Source organism: Aquidulcibacter paucihalophilus, from assembly GCA_030285985.1.
GTDB lineage: Bacteria > Pseudomonadota > Alphaproteobacteria > Caulobacterales > Caulobacteraceae > Brevundimonas.
The window spans coordinates 882,880-901,315 of sequence record CP127384.1; the positions used below are offsets into that span (position 1 = coordinate 882,880).

22 protein-coding genes are annotated in these 18,436 nt (G+C 68.1%); 18 read left to right on the top strand and 4 right to left on the bottom strand.

Annotated elements, in window-relative coordinates:
* Positions 1-19 precede the first annotated feature (19 nt).
* Complete coding sequence (locus KB221_04260; GenBank protein ID WIY70246.1) at positions 20-622, bottom strand: 3D domain-containing protein; 603 nt, start codon at positions 620-622, stop codon at positions 20-22.
* A gap of 218 nt (positions 623-840) precedes the next feature.
* Between KB221_04260 and KB221_04265 the strand changes: the two genes are divergently transcribed.
* The 16 genes from KB221_04265 (at position 841) to KB221_04340 (ending at position 15,519) form a co-directional block, all read left to right on the top strand.
* The gene (locus tag KB221_04265; protein WIY70247.1) at positions 841-1,422 is read left to right on the top strand and encodes a glutathione S-transferase family protein; all 582 of its coding nucleotides are present in this window, start codon (positions 841-843) and stop codon (positions 1,420-1,422) included.
* Between the two features lie 155 nt (positions 1,423-1,577).
* Positions 1,578-2,252: a nitroreductase family protein gene (locus KB221_04270; protein WIY70248.1), complete on the top strand. Its 675-nt coding sequence runs from the start codon at positions 1,578-1,580 to the stop codon at positions 2,250-2,252.
* A gap of 859 nt (positions 2,253-3,111) precedes the next feature.
* Complete coding sequence (locus KB221_04275; protein WIY70249.1) at positions 3,112-4,131, top strand: S1/P1 Nuclease; 1,020 nt, start codon at positions 3,112-3,114, stop codon at positions 4,129-4,131.
* Positions 4,132-5,586: a sulfotransferase gene (locus KB221_04280; GenBank protein ID WIY70250.1), complete on the top strand. Its 1,455-nt coding sequence runs from the start codon at positions 4,132-4,134 to the stop codon at positions 5,584-5,586.
* Complete coding sequence (locus tag KB221_04285; protein ID WIY70251.1) at positions 5,586-6,359, top strand: RNA methyltransferase; 774 nt, start codon at positions 5,586-5,588, stop codon at positions 6,357-6,359. Before KB221_04280 ends, KB221_04285 begins: the two co-directional genes overlap by 1 nt.
* 8 nt (positions 6,360-6,367) lie before the next feature.
* A complete protein-coding gene (locus tag KB221_04290; protein WIY70252.1) occupies positions 6,368-7,546 on the top strand; it encodes an alpha-hydroxy acid oxidase in 1,179 nt (392 codons plus the stop codon).
* Positions 7,543-8,649 (top strand): S-(hydroxymethyl)glutathione dehydrogenase/class III alcohol dehydrogenase, encoded by a 1,107-nt coding sequence (locus tag KB221_04295; GenBank protein ID WIY70253.1) that lies wholly within the window; start codon positions 7,543-7,545, stop codon positions 8,647-8,649. The genes KB221_04290 and KB221_04295 overlap by 4 nt, the downstream gene beginning before the upstream one ends.
* A gap of 61 nt (positions 8,650-8,710) precedes the next feature.
* Positions 8,711-9,094 carry a VOC family protein gene (locus KB221_04300; GenBank protein WIY70254.1) on the top strand — a complete coding sequence of 128 codons (384 nt, stop codon included), beginning with the start codon at positions 8,711-8,713 and terminating at the stop codon, positions 9,092-9,094.
* Between the two features lie 33 nt (positions 9,095-9,127).
* Positions 9,128-9,964 (top strand): S-formylglutathione hydrolase, encoded by an 837-nt coding sequence (fghA, locus tag KB221_04305; protein ID WIY70255.1) that lies wholly within the window; start codon positions 9,128-9,130, stop codon positions 9,962-9,964.
* A gap of 5 nt (positions 9,965-9,969) precedes the next feature.
* Positions 9,970-11,115: a hypothetical protein gene (locus KB221_04310; protein ID WIY70256.1), complete on the top strand. Its 1,146-nt coding sequence runs from the start codon at positions 9,970-9,972 to the stop codon at positions 11,113-11,115.
* A complete protein-coding gene (locus KB221_04315) occupies positions 11,102-11,332 on the top strand; it encodes a hypothetical protein (protein WIY70257.1) in 231 nt (76 codons plus the stop codon). The genes KB221_04310 and KB221_04315 overlap by 14 nt, the downstream gene beginning before the upstream one ends.
* A gap of 89 nt (positions 11,333-11,421) precedes the next feature.
* Entirely contained in the window at positions 11,422-12,036 is a 615-nt protein-coding gene (locus tag KB221_04320) for a superoxide dismutase (protein ID WIY70258.1), read from the top strand.
* A gap of 78 nt (positions 12,037-12,114) precedes the next feature.
* Positions 12,115-13,050, top strand: coding sequence for an MBL fold metallo-hydrolase (locus KB221_04325; protein ID WIY70259.1), 936 nt, complete (start codon positions 12,115-12,117; stop codon positions 13,048-13,050).
* 149 nt (positions 13,051-13,199) lie between these two features.
* Positions 13,200-13,817, top strand: a complete 618-nt coding sequence (rpsD, locus tag KB221_04330) for a 30S ribosomal protein S4 (protein WIY70260.1) — start codon at positions 13,200-13,202, stop codon at positions 13,815-13,817.
* A 132-nt stretch (positions 13,818-13,949) separates the two neighbouring features.
* Positions 13,950-15,035 carry a hypothetical protein gene (locus KB221_04335; protein ID WIY70261.1) on the top strand — a complete coding sequence of 362 codons (1,086 nt, stop codon included), beginning with the start codon at positions 13,950-13,952 and terminating at the stop codon, positions 15,033-15,035.
* 85 nt (positions 15,036-15,120) lie between these two features.
* Entirely contained in the window at positions 15,121-15,519 is a 399-nt protein-coding gene (locus KB221_04340; protein WIY70262.1) for a hypothetical protein, read from the top strand.
* Between the two features lie 2 nt (positions 15,520-15,521).
* Here KB221_04340 and KB221_04345 read toward each other — a convergent pair whose 3' ends face one another.
* Positions 15,522-16,586, bottom strand: a complete 1,065-nt coding sequence (locus KB221_04345) for a histidine kinase dimerization/phosphoacceptor domain -containing protein (GenBank protein ID WIY70263.1) — start codon at positions 16,584-16,586, stop codon at positions 15,522-15,524.
* Between the two features lie 209 nt (positions 16,587-16,795).
* Between KB221_04345 and KB221_04350 the strand changes: the two genes are divergently transcribed.
* Together KB221_04350 and KB221_04355 are read left to right on the top strand one after the other, a co-directional pair.
* Positions 16,796-16,963, top strand: coding sequence for a hypothetical protein (locus tag KB221_04350; GenBank protein WIY70264.1), 168 nt, complete (start codon positions 16,796-16,798; stop codon positions 16,961-16,963).
* Between the two features lie 79 nt (positions 16,964-17,042).
* Positions 17,043-17,639, top strand: coding sequence for a TonB family protein (locus tag KB221_04355; protein ID WIY70265.1), 597 nt, complete (start codon positions 17,043-17,045; stop codon positions 17,637-17,639).
* Here KB221_04355 and KB221_04360 read toward each other — a convergent pair whose 3' ends face one another.
* Positions 17,640-18,068 (bottom strand): acyl-CoA thioesterase, encoded by a 429-nt coding sequence (locus KB221_04360; GenBank protein WIY70266.1) that lies wholly within the window; start codon positions 18,066-18,068, stop codon positions 17,640-17,642.
* Positions 18,068-18,421, bottom strand: a complete 354-nt coding sequence (gene grxD, locus KB221_04365; protein ID WIY70267.1) for a Grx4 family monothiol glutaredoxin — start codon at positions 18,419-18,421, stop codon at positions 18,068-18,070. Before grxD ends, KB221_04360 begins: the two co-directional genes overlap by 1 nt.
* Positions 18,422-18,436: the final 15 nt, after the last annotated feature.

Sequence of the window (18,436 nt, forward strand, 5' to 3'; positions counted from 1 at the left end):
GCGACGGCGGAAGCCTAGCCTAGTTCGAGCCGGCGTTCGAGCCGGTCGAGGCCATCTGGGTCGTCTGGCTGGGGGTTTCGTCCCACGACGGCGGGCAGCCGTCGAAGCGGCCGGCGTCGACGAGGGTCAGGCGGCGCTGGTTGAAGCGCATCGCCGGGGCCATCGAGCCGCGGCCGTGGCCGGTGTAGAGATCGATCTTCTCGCCCCGGATCGCACCGCCGGTGTCGGAGGCGTACCAGTAGCCGTCGTGGATCGCGCCGTCGGGCATCCGCATGCCGACCGTTTCCGGAATGAACAGGCGGGTGCGTCGGGGGATGTAGCGGGGGTCCACGGCGATGGTGCGCATGGCGATCGGCCGGCAGCCCAGGCTGTCGTTGCCCGTCGCGCCGCCGCCACCTGCATGGTAGAGATTGACCCGTGCGGTCCAGTCGGCGCCGTCGGCCATCAGGGCCTGTTGTTCGGGGCTGAGCACGCTCGTGCCGCTGTCGGAACCTTCATCGCCTGCGGCGGTTGATACGGCGGCCCGTTCGGCGGCGACAGCCGCTTCGTAGGACACCGGATCCCCGGCGGCGGGGAAGGCCATCGCCCATACGAGGGCGAGCGCAGCGGCAGTGCCGAGCATGAATTAACTCACGGAATCACCGGCCCCTGACGCGTCCGGCGGCGGGCTTGTCCGTTTCAAATGTGGCGAAAACCAGTCAAGCGAGCCCGGGTGCGACCACCTGTCCGCCTTTCCGGTGGATAAGCGGCCCTTGTGATGGTTAAGCGGAATCTCGTTTGGCCAACGCAGTCAAACCTGTAAGCTGTATTCGCAGATCAGAAACACTTTGCTGGGCTCAGATGCTTACTGTCTATGGCGATATTCGCTCCGGCAACTGTTTGAAGGTCAAGTGGTTGCTGGACCGGCTCGGGCGTGATTATCGCTGGATCGAAACAGATGTCACAGTGGGCGCGACGCGCACCCCGGATTTCCTGGGCCGAAATCCCGCCGGTCAGGTGCCGGCCGTGGTGCTGGAGGACGGGCGCGTACTGGTCCAGTCGAATGCCATCATCGGCTGGCTGGGCGAGGGGACGGCCTTCATCCCGGCCGATCCGTACGATCGGGCCCGGATGTATGAGTGGCTGTTCTGGGAGCAATACAGCCATGAGCCCTATATCGCCGTGGTCCGGTTCCAGCGGCTGCTGGGCGGCAGGCGGGCGGACGAGATCGAGCCCCGGCTGATGGAGCGCGGCCATGCGGCACTGGCCCGGATGGAGGCCGTGCTGGCCGGGGCGGACTGGCTGGTCGGAGATGGGCCGACGCTCGCTGACCTTGCCCTCGTCGCCTACACGCGCGTGGCGCATGAGGGGGATTTCGACCTGGCGGCCTGTCCGGCGGTCCGAGGCTGGATCGGGCGGGTGGAGGCGGCGTTCGGGATCTAGAACCCCTCTCCCATTGGGAGAGGGGCTGGGGTGAGGGTTTCGATCGAGGCCGTTTCGCACCGTAACCCCTCACCCTTGAGCGCAAGGACGACGGCGTCGCCGCCGTGCGCTCAAGCCCTCTCCCGCCGGGAGAGGGATCCGGTAAGATGACGCTCATGCGCGACCACCCCTGCCAGCCCCTGACCGGCTATGTTTCGATGGACGACGCGGAGCGGATCGCGCGGGCGACAGCCTTTCGCGAGCTGATGGCCGCCCGGCGCACCGTGCGGGACTTCTCTGACCGGCCCGTGCCGCGGGACGTGGTCGAACAGGCGATCCTGACGGCCGGCTCGGCGCCGTCGGGGGCCAACCACCAGCCATGGTTCTTCAGCGTCATCGAAAGCGCCGGGGCCCGCGCCCGTATTCGCGAGGCCGCCGAGGCCGAGGAGCGGGCGTTCTACGCCACCAAGGCCCCGCAGGAGTGGCTGGACGCCCTGGCACCCCTGGGCACCGATCCCGACAAGGGCTTCCTTGAGACAGCGCCCGTCCTGATCGCCATCTTCGGCCAGAAGCGGGGCGGGCCGAACCCCGGTGATGACCGCAAGAACTACTATGTCCCGGAGAGCGTCGGCATCGCCACGGGTCTGCTGATCGCGGCCCTGCATTCGGCCGGTCTGGCGACCCTGACCCATACGCCCGCCCCCATGACCTTCCTCGCCGACATCTGCGGACGGCCGGCCTCGGAGAAGCCCTTCCTGCTGCTGGTGGCGGGCCATCCGGCGGCGGATGCGACCGTGCCGACGGCGGCGCTGAACAAGAAGCCGCTCGGCGGGATTGCGGCCTGGATCTAGGGGCGGCCGGGTGCCTGGACAGGCAGGGTTGGGTCTGCGTTCGGAACGGAGGTCAGGGACCGCTTTCGAGCCATTGCGGACGTTGCGGAGAAGTGGCTTCTTGCACTGCGGAGGGTCGGTTCAATGTCGAATTCATTTCGCCGTTCCGTTCGGGCGATAGCCCAAACTGCGGCGCTTGTGTTCGGATCGCTGCTCTGGGGACCAATCTTGGTGGCCGCCAGCCTGTGGGTATGGTTCGCCATTGGAACCGAGTCAGCGATTACCATCGCGATGGGGCTGCTGGGTGTCGCTATGACACTGGTCGGCCTGTTTGTCCGCCGACGCTCGAAGGACTTGAGTTAGCCACTGAAGGTCCGCTTTCCACCCTCAGGCGACCGTCCGCTTCCGAACCTTAGCTGACGCCAACCTCTGGCTCGGGACTTTTGCTTTCAAGCCTTTTGTCGATCCGAACGAGCAACCGAAGGCCGCCTCCTAGCGCGATCAGCACCAAGCCTTGGAAAGCCGACGAGGGCGTCGCAGTTAGGCGGACTCCGAACAAGGTCATCATCCCAATGACCAGAGGAACAGCGCAACCAAGAAAGCCCAACATCAGGATGGTCAGGCCAAACCCATCCATGAACCGCCGGAACTCTAGCCCGGACATTTTCACACGCATTTTCATCCCCGCACTTGGAGATGCAACCATGCCCGAAGTTGAAACGGCGTTCTACTCTCCGGCGAACTCGCAGTCCGCAATGGTCCGCTTCCCACCCATAGCCGACCCTTGGAGCATTCGCTTTCGGGCGGGCATCCAGCCTTGGCAGGGCACCCCGCCCAAGCCCCCTCCCGACGCGCGTAGGAATGCGCTACGACGCTCCCCATGAAACGCATCCTCATCGCCGCCGCCGCGCTGTCGCTCGCGGTCATTCCCGCCTCTGTCTCCGCCTGGGGCAACACCGGCCACCGGCTGATCGGCATGGCGGCCGTGCGCGGCCTGCCCGATGAGCTGCCCGCCTTCCTGCGGACGCCCGGCGCGGCGGCCGAGGTCGGGGAACTGTCGCGCGAGCCGGACCGGACCAAGGGCGGCGGCCAGCCGCACGACCGCGAGCGCGACACGGCCCATTTCGTCGACATGCTGGACGACGGCCGCATCATGGTCGCCGGGGGACCGTCGATCGACGCCCTGCCGCGGCTGAAGTCGGAATATGACGCGGCCCTGATCGCGGCAGGCAGCGATGTCGATGACGCCGGCTATCTGCCCTACGCCATCATGGACGGCTATCAGCAGCTGGTGCGCGACTTCGCCACCTGGCGCGTGCTGAACGCCGCCGAGGCGCGCGAGCGTGATCCCGGCAAGCGCGCCTGGTACCGCGAGGACCGCCTCCGCCGCGAGGCCCTGATCCTGCGCGACATGGGCTATCTGGGCCACTACGTCGGCGACGGCTCGCAGCCGCACCACACGACCATCCACTACAACGGCTGGAACCGGGACACGCCGAACCCCGAGGGCTTCACCACCTCGCGCCAGACCCACGGTGCCTTTGAAGGGGCCTTCACCAACCGGGTCGCTCGGCTGGACACGGTCGAGGCGGCCATGGCGGCGCCGGCGCTGGACGGCTTCGACCTGCGGGCCCGGGTGCCGGCCTATCTGCGGACAACCCTGGCCCAGGTGACGCCCTTCTATGTGCTGGAAAAGGCCGGCGGCTTCCGCGACAGCGACGAACGCGGCGGCGCGTTTGCCACGGCGCGACTGGCGGCCGGAGCCTCCGAGCTGCGCGACCTGTACATCCTCGCCTGGCGGGACTCGGCGGACGACGCGATCGGCTGGCCGGCGGTCAAGGTCAATGAGGTCGAGGCCGGCACCGCCGACCCGTGGCTGGCCATGTACGGCGAGGACTGATTGGCCGATCCCGCCGAAGCCCTGATGGCCCTGGCCTCGCGGCTGCGCGCGGCGGGGCGGGCGGACGAGGCGGCGCAGGCCTATCGCCAGCTGCTGGCGATCCGTCCTGACCTGCCGGACAGCTGGTTCAACCTGGCCCTGATGGAGCGCCAGTCCGGGCGGTTCGAGGCGGCGCTGAACGCCTATGATGAGGCCTTGCGGCGGGGCGTCTCGGGGCCGGAAGAAGCGTGGCTGAACCGCGGCGTGATCCACGCCGACGATCTGGGACGGCCCGATCTGGCGCAGAAGGATCTGGAGGCGGCCCTGGCCGTCGCGCCCGACTGGCTGCCGGCTCTGCTGAACCTTGGAAACCTGCACGAGGACATGGGGCGGCGCGAGGCGGCGGCGGAGGCCTACGGGCGGGCGCTGGCCGTGGTGCCGGGGCATCCGGTGGCGATGGCGCGGGCGGCGGGGCTGGCGCGGCTGACCGGGCCGGAGGACCCGGTGATCGCCGGGCTGCGGGCCGCGGTCGCTCAGCCGGGCCTGCACGTCGGCGACCGGGCGGAGCTGGGCTTCGCCCTCGGCCGCGCGCTGGATCAGGTCGGGGCGTATGATGACGCCTTCGCCGCCTATGCCGCCGCCAATGCCGCCAGCCGCGCCACGGACCCCGAGGGCGCGCGCTACGACCGGGCGGCGCATGAGCGATACATCGACAGCCTGATCGCGGCCTTCCCCGGGCCCGCCGCCCCGGTTGCGGACGCCGGGACGGGACCGATCTTCATCTGCGGCCTGTTCCGGTCGGGCTCGACCCTCGTCGAGCAGATCCTCGCGGGGCACAGCCGGGTCACGGGCGGGGGCGAGCTGGGACTGGTCCCCGGACTGGCGCGGGCGATCGCCGGCTATCCGCAGGCCATGGCGACCGCCGACGCCGGCTCCGTCGCCCGGTTGAGAGACCTCTACCTCGGCGGGCTGAAGACGGCGCGGCCGGGCGCCGACGTGGTCACCGACAAACGGCCCGACAATTTCCTGCACATCGGCCTGATCAAGGCGATGTTCCCGGGTGCCCGCATCGTCCACACGGTGCGCGAGCCGCTGGATGTGATCCTGTCCAACTGGTTCCTGCACCTCGACCGGTCCATGGCCCATGCGCTGGACCTGGAGGACCTCGTCCACTGGCACGGCCAGTATGAGCGGCTGATGCGGCACTGGAAGGCGCTGTATCCCGACATTCTCGACCTGAACTACGACGCCCTGGTCGCCGACCCGCGTCCGGCGGTGGAGCGGCTGCTGGCGTTCTGCGGGCTCGACTGGGAAGAGACGGTGCTGGACTTCCACAAGGCCGCGGCCCCGGTTCGGACCGCCAGCGTCTGGCAGGTGCGGGAACCGCTGTACCAGCGGTCATCGGGGCGGTGGCGGAATTATGAGACGCATCTGGATGGGGTGCGGGCCGCGCTCGGAACCGCTAATCAGGCCTGATGTCCGACCCCACCCCCCCCGTCATCATCCTCGACAAGTCCCAGATGGCCGAGAACATCGGCGCTGTGGCGCGGGTGATGGCCAATTTCGGCCTGTCCGAGCTCCGGCTCGTCGCGCCGCGTGACGGCTGGCCCCAGGAGCGGGCCTGGGCCACGGCCTCGGGTGCCGACTGGGTGCTGGAGGGGATCCGGGTGTTTGACAGCGTCGCGGACGCCGTCGCCGATCTGAACACCGTCTTCGCCACCACCGCCCGGCCGCGCGAGACGCGCCAGCCCGTGCGCACGCCGCGCGAGGCGGCGCGGGTGCTGTACGACGACCGTGCCTCGGGCCTCGGCGTCGGCCTGCTGTTCGGCGGCGAGCGGGCCGGGCTGGAGACCACCGACATCGCCCTGTGCCAGGGCATCGTCACCATTCCGATCGATCCGAAGCACCAGAGCCTGAACCTGGCCCAGGCTGTGGCGATCAACGCCTATGAGTGGCGCACCCTGGTGCTGGACGCCCCGCCGCCGAATTTCCGCGAGGGCGAGCCGCCGGCGTCGGGCGCGCTGATGCTGGGGATGTACGAGCATCTGGAGAAGGAGCTGGACGCCGCCGGCTTCTTCCATCCGCCCGAGAAATTCCGCTCGATGAGCCAGAACCTGCGCGTCATGCTGGGCCGTAGCGCCTTTACCGATCAGGAGGTCGCGACATTCCGGGGGGTCATCACCGCCTTGTCGAAGGGGCGGGGGCGGGTGCTCGAACGTCTGGCCCGCCAGACCGCCGGGAAGGACTGAGCGGCACCATGCTGGACCGGGCCTGTTCCATCGCCGACCTGCGGAGACTGGCGCGTCGCCGGCTGCCGGGGCCGATCTTCGACTATATCGACGGCGGCGCGGACGATGAGCAGGCGCTGGCGAACAACATGCGGGCCTTTTCCCGCTATGAGATCGTCCCGGATGTCCTGACCGACGTCTCCGCGATCCGCACGAGCTCGACCCTGTTCGGCCAGCCGGCCGCCTGGCCGGTCATGCTGGCACCCACCGGCCTGACCCGCATGTTCCACCCGGGGGCCGAGGGTGCGGTGGCGCGGGCCGCCTCCCGCCACGGCGTCGCCTACGCCCTGTCGACCATGGGCACGACACGGATCGAGGACTGGGCCGCCGACTTCGCCGGACCCCGGGTGTTCCAGATCTATGTCTTCAAGGACCGGGGTCTGACCGCCGAGTTTGTCGAGCGGTGCAAGGCGGCCGGCGTGCACGGACTGGCCCTGACGGTCGACACGCCCGTGGCCGGTAACCGCGAGCGGGATCATCGCAACGGTCTGTCCCTGCCGCCCCGGCTGACGCCCGGCAGTATCGCGAGCTTCGCCTGCCACCCCGTCTGGTCGCTGTCGGCCCTGACCGGGCGCAAGTTCGAGCTGGCCAATGTCAGCCACCGCGTCGACGGCCTGACGCGCGGCTCGATGAGCCTGTTCGACTATATTGGCGCACAGTTCGACCGGTCCCTGACCTGGAAGGATGTCGAGTGGCTGGCGTCCGTCTGGGGCGGACCGCTTTCGATCAAGGGGGTGATGACCCCCGAGGACGCGCGCCGCGCCATCGACAGCGGAGCCAGTGGGGTGATGCTGTCCAACCACGGCGGTCGCCAGCTGGACGAGGCGCCGGCACCGGTCGACCAGATCAGGGCGGTCCGCGATGCGCTGGGCGATGCGCCGGAGATCATCTGCGACGGCGGCATCCGGCGCGGCGCCGATGTGGTCAAGGCCCTGGCGCTGGGCGCCGACGGCGTGTCGATCGGCCGGCCCTATCTCTACGGTCTGGCGGCGGGCGGCGAGGCGGGGGTGGACCGCGCCCTGACCCTGTTGCGCGCCGAATTCGAACGCGCGCTGGCCCTGTCCGGAATCAACGACATCGCCGCCATCCAGTCCCGCCATGTGCGGTCCGCCGCCTATCCGTCCCCGAATGCCAGGAGCCCCGAATGAAAACCCGCGCCGCCGTCGCCTTTGAGGCCAAACGTCCGCTCGAGATCGTCGAGGTCGATCTGGAGGGGCCGCGCGCCGGAGAGGTGCTGGTCGAGATCAAGGCGACGGGCATCTGCCACACCGACGCCTATACGCTGGACGGCCTCGACAGCGAGGGCATCTTCCCTTCGATCCTCGGCCATGAGGGTGCCGGGGTGGTGGTCGAGGTCGGGCCGGGGGTGACCTCGGTGGCCGTGGGGGACCATGTGATCCCGCTGTACACGCCCGAGTGCCGGCAATGTAAAAGCTGCCTCAGCCGCAAGACCAATCTGTGCACCGCCATCCGGGCCACCCAGGGCAAGGGCCTGATGCCCGACGGCACCTCGCGCTTCAGCTACAAGGGGCAGGCGATCGCCCACTATATGGGCTGTTCGACCTTCTCGAATTTCACCGTCCTGCCCGAGATCGCCCTCGCGAAGATCCGCAAGGACGCGCCGTTCGCCAGCGCCTGCTACGTCGGCTGCGGCGTGACCACGGGCGTGGGCGCGGTGGTCAATACGGCCAAGGTCGAGCCGGGCGCCAACTGCGTCGTCTTTGGCCTGGGCGGCATCGGCCTGAACGTCATCCAGGGGCTGAAGATGGTCGGGGCCGACATGATCGTCGGCGTGGACATCAATGACACCAAGGAAGAATGGGGCCGCCGCTTCGGCATGACCCATTTCGTCAATCCGAAGAACGTGTCCGACGTCGTGGCCCATCTGGTCGAGATGACCGGCGGCGGGGCGGACTACACCTTCGACTGCACCGGCAACACCACGGTGATGCGCCAGGCGCTGGAGGCCTGCCACCGCGGCTGGGGCGAGAGCATCGTCATCGGCGTGGCCGAGGCGGGCAAGGAGATCGCGACGCGGCCCTTCCAGCTGGTCACCGGCCGCGTCTGGCGCGGCTCGGCCTTCGGCGGCGCGCGCGGGCGCACCGACACGCCGCGGATCGTCGACTGGTACATGGACGGCAAGATCGAGATCGATCCGATGATCACCCACACCCTGCCGCTGGAGCGCATCAACGAGGCCTTCGATCTGATGCATGCGGGCGAGAGCATCCGCAGCGTGGTGGTGTTCTAGAGGCTTGCGTCGCTGAGATAGTTGTTTAAAAAAACTGTCTTGGAGTCAGGAGAGGCCAGCCATGTTCACCCACATCACCGTCGGCGCGAACGACATCGAGGCGTCGCGGAAATTCTATGACGCGGCGCTCGGCGCGTTGGGACACGAGCCGGGGCAGGGGCCCGATCCCAAGGGCCGCTACTGGTGGCGCACCCGCATGGGGGCCTTCGCGGTCGGCAAGCCGATCGACGGCGAGCCCGCCTGTCACGCCAATGGCGGCACCATCGGCTTCGGGGCGAAGTCTGCGGAGATGGTCCAGGCGTTTTATGATGCGGGCGTCGCGGCGGGCGGCAAGGCCATCGAGGATCCGCCCGGCGAGCGTACCGGCCCGTTCGGCACGCTGAACCTGGCCTATCTGCGCGACCCCTCGGGCAACAAGGTCTGCGCGCTGTACCGGGTCGGATAGCCCCGGAGCGCCGCGAGGTGTTATGCGGGCGGCATGGAAACCCTCAAAACCCATGCCGTCCACGGCGGCACGCTGCGCTATCTGAAGCATGACAGCGCCACGACCGGCACGCCCATGACCCTGTCGGTCTTCGTGCCGGCGGGGGAGGGGCCTTTTCCGGTGCTGATCTGGCTGTCGGGCCTGACCTGCACCGAGGACAATTTCACCACCAAGGCCGGGGCCTATGCGGCGGCGGCCGAGCACGGGGTGATCATCGTCGCGCCCGACACCTCGCCGCGCGGGGAAGGTGTGGCCGACGATCCGGCCTATGACCTCGGTCAGGGGGCAGGCTTCTATGTCGATGCGACCGAGGCGCCCTGGGCACCGCATTTCCGCATGGAGACCTATGTCGTCGAGGAACTGATCGGGCTGGTTGACGCGGAATTCCCGACAACAAAGACGCGATCGATCAGCGGCCATTCGATGGGCGGGCACGGGGCGCTGACGCTGGCGCTGCGGCATCCGCACCTGTTCCGGTCCGTCTCGGCCTTTGCGCCCATCTCTTCGCCGACGCGCTGTCCGTGGGGCGAAAAGGCCTTCACCGCCTATCTGGGCCCGGAACGCGAGGCGTGGGAAGCGCATGACGCGGCGCGGCTGATCGAGACCGGGATCGGCGAGGGCTGCTACGATGATATCCTGATCGACCAGGGCGACGCCGACCCGTTCCAGGTGGAACAGCTGAAGCCCGAACTGCTGGTTGCCGCGGGCCAGGCGGCGGGGCAGACGATCACCCTGCGGATGCAGCCGGGGTACGACCACTCCTACTTCTTTATGGCGAGCTTTATCGCGGATCACGTGGCATTCCACGCCCGGCGGCTGAAAGGACCCTGATCACCATGACCGTTCTGGCCGCCGCATTGGCATTCGGGCTGCAACTGCCTGCGCCGGCACCGGTTCTGGACGCCGCGCCTTTCGAGGTGCCCTCGGCCGACGGTTATATGATCCAGGGCGAGGCGGATCGGCCCGCAGGGGCGGCGCGAGGTGTCGTGATCATGGTCGCCGGGACCGGCGTCTTCACCCGCGATGTCGGCTTCGGCCGGTCCGGTACGCCGGGCGACCGCATCTTCCTGGACCTCGCCGGGCGGTTCAACCAACGCGGCATGGCGGTGGTCCGCTTCGACCGGCGTGGCGCCCGCTACGGGGTGCCCCGTGAAGAGCGGACGGACAAGGCCGTTGCGCCGACGGCGACCCCCGAGAACCTCAGCCAGGATGTCGAGGCCCTGTACGACTGGACCCGGTCCGAGCTGGGCCTCGGTGCGCACTGCGTGGTCCTGTTCGGCCATTCGGAAGGTACCGTCCACATCGCCGGGCTGGCGGAGCGTGGCGCGGCGCCGCCGGACCTGGTCATCGGCATGGGCGGGCTGCTGGAGAGCAAGGCGTCCGTCGTTCGCTGGCAGTCCGTGGACCGGGTGCCTGAGGCCTTGCTGATGATGGATGGCGACGGCGACGGGGTGGTCACCGATGCGGAGATCCGCGCCGATTTCCGCAACACGCCGGCGGGCGTCTTTGAGGACCCCGCCCCTCTGCTGGATCCGGACGGGCACTGGACCACGGCGGACATCGCCGGCTTCCGCGCCGAACAGGCCGCTCTCTTTGCCCAGGAAACCGCGGACCTGGTCAACCATGCCGACGACGCGCCCTACCCGGACGCCGAGGAGCCTCTTGCCAGCTGGCGCTGGTGGAAGTCCTGGTTCCTCGACGACACGCCCAACGCCGTCCGGTTTTCGCGCTGGCCCTCGCCCCTGATCTTCCACTACGGCTCGAGGGACTCGCAGGTGCGCGAAGACCGTCAACGTGCGGCAGCGGCGGGCGTTTTGCCGGCCGGTCAGGTGACATTCGTTTCGCATCCGGACCGGGGCCACGCGCTCGGGTCCGACGTGCTTCTGGGACCGATCGACCCGGAGATCGCCGACCAGATCGCAGACCAGGCTTCGGCAGCATGCCCGGCCGCTTCTTCAGGACGAGACCATGAGCCAGGCTGACTACGATCCCATGTTCGCTGCCCTGTGCAAGGAGGTCGGCTTCTGCCTGCACCCCAAGGGGGAGAAGCGGGTGCTGGAGGCCATACCGAACGGGCTGGATGCCGCGACGCGGGCGGTGTTCGACGCCGAGGGCGTGGATTTCGCCTCGGCCACGGGTGATCTGCGTCGCGCGGTGCGGGATTGCCTGAAGGCCAATCTGCCGGGGGCGGGCGGATAGCCGCAGGAACGAAATCCCCCGGCCTGGCTTGGGTTGGGTGAACGGGCGCCTAGATAGGGGCGGACCGAACTGATCGAAGGAGCCGTCCGATGGCCTTTACGCTTCCGCCTCTCCCCTACGCCCATGACGCGCTGGAACCCGCGATCGACCGGGAGACGATGAAGTTCCACCACGGCAAACACCATCAGGCCTATGTCGACAATCTGAACAAGGCGGTCGACGCGGACCCGGCGCTGCGCGGCCAGTCGATGGACGAGATGTTCGCCGCCATGTCGACCCTGCCGAAGGCGGTGCGCAACAACGCCGGCGGCCACTGGAACCACAGCCTGTTCTGGAAGCTGCTGGCACCGTCGGGCAAGACCGGCCGGCCGTCGCCTGAACTGGCCGCCGCCATCGACCGCGACCTCGGCGGTATGGACAGGTTCAAGGACGCCTTCAACGCCGCCGGCGCGGGCCAGTTCGGCTCCGGCTGGGCCTGGCTGATCGTGCAGGACGGCAAGCTGAAGGTCACCTCGACGCCGAACCAGGACAATCCGCTGATGGACGTGGCCGAGGACAAGGGCGCCGTGGTTCTGGCCGCCGACGTCTGGGAGCACGCCTATTATCTGAAATACCAGAACCGCCGGGCCGACTATCTCAAGGCCTTCTGGTCGGTGGTGAACTGGAACAAGGCCAACGAGCTGTTCGCGGCCGCCACGACCTGAGGCCTTGGCGCGGGCGGTCCTGGCCCCCAGATGCAGCGTGACCGTTCGGGCCCGGCCCGACCTCCGGGAGCCCGACCGATGAACATCCACGCCCGCCTCGCCGCCGCCAGCCTGGCCCTGACCCTGTTTGGCGCGGCCTGTTCGCCCGAAACGGACAAGGCGGCCGGGCCGGCACCGGCTGTCGCCGCCAGCCGTGACGTGCACGCCTTCCGTATCGGCGCGCTGGAGGCGGTTGCGCTGCGGGACGGCGCGATCGCCCTGCCGAACACCGCGGCCGGCAGTCCGTGGGCCGACACAGCCGCGGTGACGACCCTGCTGACGGGTGCCGGTCAGGCCGGCGATGTAATACCTCTGTCGGTCCAGCCGCTGCTGGTGCGCGACGGCGACAGGCTGGTCCTGATCGATACAGGTGCGGGCGGGCGGATGGGCACGCAGAACCAGCTGGTGGCGTCCTTGCGGGCGGCCGGCGTCGATCCGACCACGGTCACAGACGTCCTGATCTCGCATGCCCACGGCGACCATGTCGGCGGACTGGTCGGGGCCGATGGCTCGCTGACCTTCCCGGGAGCCGTCATCCACGTCAGCGCGCCCGAGTGGGACTATATGAAAGCCGGTGCGGCCCAGGCGGGGGAGGCGGCACTGCTGACGGCGGTAACGCCGAGGGTCCGGCCGTTCGCGCCGGGAACCCAGGTCACGCCCTCGATCAAGGCCGTGGCGCTGGACGGCCATACGCCCGGACATACCGGCTATGAGATCGTCTCGGGGACGGACCGCCTGCTCTATATCGGCGACGCCATGCACAGCTCGGTGATTTCCGTTCAGCGGCCTGAATGGGTCAATGGCTGGGACACCGACAGCGCCGCCGGCATCGCAACACGGCAGGGCCTGCTGGAGCGCGGCGCCTCCCGGTCGTTGCGGATCTACGCCCCCCACTTCCCCTTCCCGGGCCTCGGCCGGTTCCAGCGCCGGGACGACGGCTTCGTCTGGGTTCCGGAAACCACCGCCCAGCCTTGACGGATGGGCCCGACCCCGTCATAAGCGCGCCCTTCACGCCGTCGGGCTTGCCCGTCTGCGCGAACCACTACGGACGATGCGTGGACCGCCGTTGAGATCGTCTCTCCAGTTGGGGAGGGACCGGGCCGCATCACGAAGAAGAGTGACACATGTCCAAGCGCCATAGCGCCAAGTACAAACTCGACCGGGTCATGGGTGAAAACCTGTGGGGTCGCGCCAAGTCCCCCGTCAACAAACGCTCGTATGGCCCCGGCCAGCATGGCCAGCGTCGCAAGCAGAAGGTCTCTGACTTCGGCCTGCAGCTGAAGGCCAAGCAGAAGCTGAAGGGCTACTACGGCAACATCACCGAGAAGCAGTTCGCCGCGACCTACGAGGAAGCCTCGCGTCGCAAGGGCAACAGCTCGGAGAACCTGATCGGCCTGCTGGAGTCGCGCCTCGACGCCCTGGTCTATCGCGCCAAATTCACCCCGACCGTCTGGTCCGCCCGTCAGTTCGTCAGCCACGGCCACGTGACGGTGAACGGCAAGAAGGTCGACATCGCGTCGTACCGTCTGAAGGTCGGGGACGTCGTCGAGGTCAAGGAAAAGTCCCGCAACATGGCGCTGGTGCTCGAAGCCCAGCAGTCGTCGGAACGCGACATCCCCGACTACATCGAAATCGGCGACCGCGGCTTCTCGGTCCGCTTCGTCCGCGTGCCGGAACTGGCCGACGTGCCGTTCCCGGTGAAGATGGAGCCGAACCTGGTCGTGGAATACTATTCCTCGTAAGGTTGGTACGAACCGCAGACTTTCTGAAGGCCCCGGAGAAATCCGGGGCCTTTTTGCTGTTCGGCGACAAAAACTTCACTTGCGTTTTTGTAAAGCGTCCTTTCCATATGCCGTTCTGGCGAGGGGGTGGACATGGATCGCAGGGTGTTTCTGGGAACGGCGGCGGCGACCGCCCTGGTCCCGACCGTCGGATGGGCACAGGACGCCGGTCCCGCATGGGTCAAATTGCCGACCGAGCCCTATCGCGGCAAACAGGACGATGTGGTTTTCGTCGACGCCCTGACGGGCTGGTTCGGCAATGGCGCGGGCAAGCTGTTCCGGACCACCGACGGCGGCCAGACCTGGGTCCAGCAGCTGGACCGGCCGGGCACCTTTGTGCGGGCGCTGGGGTTCGTGGACACCGAGCTCGGCTTCCTGGGCAATATCGGGCCGGACTATTTCCCCAACGTCTCGGACGCGACGCCGCTGTACCGCACGCGCGACGGCGGGGTCAGCTGGGAACCGGTCGTGATCGATGGTCCGGCGGTGAAGGGCATCTGCGCCATCGATGTGCTGAAGACGCCATTCATCAACGCGGGTGTTCTGGACCACCGGGTGACCATCCGCGCCGCCGGCCGGGTCGGCGGCCCCGCCTTCCTGGCGACCTCGCGGGACCGGGGCGAGACCTGGACCTCGGAAGATCTGTCGGCCCACACCGGCATGATCCTGGACGTGCATTTCGTCAGCGAGCAGGTCGGCTTCATCTGCGGCGCGTCGAGCGCCGAGGTCCAGGCCTCGACGGCGATCATCCTGCGCACGGGCGACGGCGGACGGACCTGGTCGCGGGTCTATGAGGGCAGCCGGTCGTTCGAACTGACCTGGAAGATGAGCTGGCCCTCGGCGACCGTCGGCTATGTCACGGTGCAGAGCTACAATCCCGACACCACGGCCTCGCAACGCTATGTCGCCAGGAGCGTGGACGGCGGCCTGACCTGGCGCGAACTGCCGCTGGTCGACAATGCGGCGGTGCGCGAGTTCGGCATTGGCTTTGTCGATGAGAACCGCGGCTGGGTCGGGGCCGTGCCGAACGGGTTTGAAACCACGGACGGCGGCGCCAGCTGGAGTCCGGTCCAGATGGGCAATGCCGTCAACAAGGTCCGGGTGATCCCGCGCCCGGGCGGCGGTCACATCGTGTTCGCCATCGGCGTCGAACTGCACAGGCTCGACCTGCCGGGCTGAAGACCTGCGGCCCACGGACCGCTCTTCCCTTGTCGGGCGAACAGGCGCATTTTCAGGGGGTCAGGGTTCGATGCGGGAGGCTGGAGTGACGAAACGGATCGCGACGCTGGCCGCCCTCGTGGTCCTGACCGCAGTCCTGCCCGGATGCGCCGCCGTCCAGCAGATGGCGGACCGGTTTCAGGGGCAACGGGAACCCCAGGCGGCGCTGCCCGGCCAGATCGAGCCCGTCCATGCCGCGGCCATCGCGCGCGATGAGGCGGTGTTCTGGGTCACTTCGAACGGCTGCACCGCCAAGGAAGACATTACGCCGGTGGTGCGGTCGTCCAGCGACGGGCCGATCATCACCCTGCGCCGGATCAAGGAAGACCGCTGCCGCCAGACTCTGCCCGAGGGAACCGAGGTTCGCTGGTCGTTCGAGGAACTGGGTCTGGCACCCGGATCGCGCCTGTCGGTCGACAATCCCTACCAGCTGCCACCGACCTGAGGTCAGACCGCCTGGCCGGCGATGGCGTCTGAATCGACGGCGCTGATCTGGGTGTGGACGATCGACACCGTGGTCCCCGGGTGGCTGCCGATCACCTTGACGCGGGCCCCCAGTTGTTTGGCGAGCGCCTCGACGATGCTGGTGCCGAGCCCGGGTGTGTTGCTGGCCGCGTCCTTTGGCATCCCGACCCCGTCGTCGGCGACGGCCAGGGTCCAGTTCGGGCCGTGTGCCTGGTAGCTGACGGTGATCCGGCCCTTACGCCCGCCGGGGAAGGCGTGTTTCAGCGAATTGATCACCAGCTCCGTGACGATGAGGCCGAGACTGACGGAGATGTCGGCATCCACGGCGGTGTCGTCGCAGTCGACGTGCAGCGACAGCTGGTCGTGGTCGCGGATCATGGAGGCACCGACGCTGATGCACAGCTGGTCGAAATAGGCCCTCAGCGCGACCTCGCCGAGGCGCGAGGCAGCCAGCTGCTGTTGCAGGGCGGCGACAGACATGACCCGGCTGTGGGCGTCGCTCAGGGAGGTGCGGGTCTCGTCTGACTGGGACTTCCGGGCGCTCTGCAGGATGACGCTGGCGATGATCTGCAGGCTGTTGGCGACCCGGTGCTGGACCTCTTGCAGCAGGATCGCCTTTTCGCGCAGCAGGTCGTCCTTCAGCTTCTCGCTGGCCCGGGCTTCGGTGATGTCCGACACCCCCAGCAGCAGCCGGACGGCGGCACCGTCGCCATAGGCCAGCAGATGGGCGTTCAGAAGCAGACAGCGCAGGCCGAGGCGTTTGCTCTTCAGCTCCATTTCATAGGCACTGACAGCGGCGGCACCGGACAGGGTGGCGGTGAGCAGGGACCGTAGTCTCGGGAGGTTCCACTCGCCGTCGCCGAGGCCCAGGAACGGTTCGCCCACGGCACCCGCGGGGTCGATCTGGAAGGCCTTGAAGAAGGAGGCGCTGGCGGCGATGACATTCAGGTCGCCGTCGAGCAGCACCAGCGGCGCACTCGACGATCCCACAACAGCCAGGGCAAGGCTGAGTGAACCGTTGGTTTCGATTGGCGTGGGGGCAGCCAAGGCTGGCCCTCCAGATAGTTACCGGAGACTCTCGGAACGAGAGCCCTACCCGTCGTAAATTGTCGGCAAGATCAGGTCTGCGCGATCACTGATCGGGCACTACAGTAATAGTCCATAGGCGCAATTCGTTGCGCAGGCGCAATAAAATGTAGACGGAGACCCGCATTCTCGCGTGGAACCAAAATCGCAATACTGTGGTTGAACTAACGATGTTTACGGTCGCTCAGTGTCTGGCCAAGGCGGCGGAGCTGGAACGCCGCGCGGGCGACGGACTCCCGCAGGACATCGCCGACGACTACCGCGACATGGCCCTGCAATGGCGCCGTCTGGCGGGCCGGGCCGGGCCATGGTCCAGGACCAGCGCGACGCGGCGGTGAGGCGCGTCAGCCCAATCTAGGTCCCCGTGTTGAGGCAGACGGAGATTCCGGCATTATGTCCGGAGTTCGCGGAGGCCCCATGCTGACTGTTCTGCTCGCACTGATCGCGCTTCAGGATACGCCGCCCGTCGTGGCCGACCCGCCGCTGGTGGAGATCCCCGGACCGATCGAACGGCGGGCCCCCGAGGCGGAAGCCCTCGGCCACACGGGGGACGTGACGGTCGAAGTCGTCGTTCAGCCCGATGGATCGAAGGGGCCTGTTACGGTGGTCGAATCCTCACGTTCGGACCTGCTGGACGCCGAGGCGACGCGGCTGGTCGCGGAGGCCGGCTTTCGCGCCCCGGCCGAGGCGACACGGTATCGGGTCACTGTGGGCTTCCAGGGGGCCGATGAAGCCCTGACCTGCGCGGCGATGGCGCGACAGGTGCGCTGGTTCCAGCAGACCTGGCCGGAGCGGCCCCTGAAGGACATGGCGCTGTTCAACATGTCCAGCGGCATCCTGTTGGTGGCAGGGGTGCCGGCGGCCCCGAACCGTGACACGGCCAGGGCGGCCGTGACCCAGCGCCAGCGACTGGAGGCCGAGTTTCCGGCGCTGGCCGACCAGTGCGAACGCGAGCCCGATCGGCCCTGGTATCCGATGTTGGGTGACTGGGCCCGCCGGCAGGGCGGTGGCTGACTAGCGCCGTTCGAAGGTCGGGAGCATGTCCGCCGGGATGCGGTGCGGTCGCATGGTCTTGGCGTCGACCAGCACCCATTCGGTGACGCCCTGGGCGCAGACCCGGCCGTCGCCGTCCTCGATCCGGACATAGCGGTTGAAGCGCGGCCCGTGCGGGTCGCCCACCCAGGTGCGGGCCACGACGCCGACCGAGTCCGGCATCAGCGGGCGGAAATAGTCGATCTCGTGCCGGGTGCCGACCCAGGACCAGCGGGCGCGGGTGTCCTCGTCGAAGCGGGCGTTCCAGTGGGCCGTGCCGGCGTCCTGCAGCCAGCCGACGTAGACGACATTGTTGACGTGGCCGTTCTCGTCGATGTGCTCCGGGCGAACCTCGAGCGGAACGACGAAGATCTCGCGGTCGACGCGGGGTTCGAGGACCGCGCGTGCCATCAGGCCTCGGCTTGCTCGCCGAGCGGAACGCCCTTTTCGGCCATCAGGGCCTGGAGTTCGCCGGCATTGAACATCTCGCGCACGATGTCGGAGCCGCCGACGAATTCGCCCTTCACATAGAGCTGCGGAATGGTCGGCCAGTCGCTGAAGGTCTTGATGCCGTCGCGCAGGCCCTCGTCCTGCAGCACGTCGACACCCACGAAATCGGCGCCGATGTGGTCGAGGATCTGGACGGCCAGCGAGGAGAAGCCGCAACGCGGCGCGTCCGGCGAGCCCTTCATGAACAGGACCACGGCATGCTGGTTGAGCGTGTCGGCGATGAAGGCGTGGATGGGGTCGGCTTGATCGATCACGGACGCTGGCCTTTC

Bases quoted from the DNA above. Each gene is read 5' to 3' on its own strand.
- KB221_04270 (WIY70248.1), top strand. From the start codon at position 1,578: ATGCGCGACCACCCCTGCCAGCCCCTGACCGGCTATGTTTCGATGGAC.
- KB221_04265 (WIY70247.1), top strand. From the start codon at position 841: ATGCTTACTGTCTATGGCGATATTCGCTCCGGCAACTGTTTGAAGGTC.
- KB221_04315 (WIY70257.1), top strand. From the start codon at position 11,102: ATGAGCCAGGCTGACTACGATCCCATGTTCGCTGCCCTGTGCAAGGAG.
- KB221_04320 (WIY70258.1), top strand. From the start codon at position 11,422: ATGGCCTTTACGCTTCCGCCTCTCCCCTACGCCCATGACGCGCTGGAA.
- KB221_04360 (WIY70266.1), bottom strand. From the start codon at position 18,068: ATGGCACGCGCGGTCCTCGAACCCCGCGTCGACCGCGAGATCTTCGTC.
- fghA (WIY70255.1), top strand. From the start codon at position 9,128: ATGGAAACCCTCAAAACCCATGCCGTCCACGGCGGCACGCTGCGCTAT.
- KB221_04300 (WIY70254.1), top strand. From the start codon at position 8,711: ATGTTCACCCACATCACCGTCGGCGCGAACGACATCGAGGCGTCGCGG.
- KB221_04335 (WIY70261.1), top strand. From the start codon at position 13,950: ATGGATCGCAGGGTGTTTCTGGGAACGGCGGCGGCGACCGCCCTGGTC.
- KB221_04355 (WIY70265.1), top strand. From the start codon at position 17,043: ATGCTGACTGTTCTGCTCGCACTGATCGCGCTTCAGGATACGCCGCCC.
- KB221_04295 (WIY70253.1), top strand. From the start codon at position 7,543: ATGAAAACCCGCGCCGCCGTCGCCTTTGAGGCCAAACGTCCGCTCGAG.
- KB221_04310 (WIY70256.1), top strand. From the start codon at position 9,970: ATGACCGTTCTGGCCGCCGCATTGGCATTCGGGCTGCAACTGCCTGCG.
- rpsD (WIY70260.1), top strand. From the start codon at position 13,200: ATGTCCAAGCGCCATAGCGCCAAGTACAAACTCGACCGGGTCATGGGT.
- KB221_04260 (WIY70246.1), bottom strand. From the start codon at position 622: ATGCTCGGCACTGCCGCTGCGCTCGCCCTCGTATGGGCGATGGCCTTC.
- KB221_04325 (WIY70259.1), top strand. From the start codon at position 12,115: ATGAACATCCACGCCCGCCTCGCCGCCGCCAGCCTGGCCCTGACCCTG.
- KB221_04290 (WIY70252.1), top strand. From the start codon at position 6,368: ATGCTGGACCGGGCCTGTTCCATCGCCGACCTGCGGAGACTGGCGCGT.
- KB221_04285 (WIY70251.1), top strand. From the start codon at position 5,586: ATGTCCGACCCCACCCCCCCCGTCATCATCCTCGACAAGTCCCAGATG.
- KB221_04350 (WIY70264.1), top strand. From the start codon at position 16,796: ATGTTTACGGTCGCTCAGTGTCTGGCCAAGGCGGCGGAGCTGGAACGC.
- KB221_04275 (WIY70249.1), top strand. From the start codon at position 3,112: ATGAAACGCATCCTCATCGCCGCCGCCGCGCTGTCGCTCGCGGTCATT.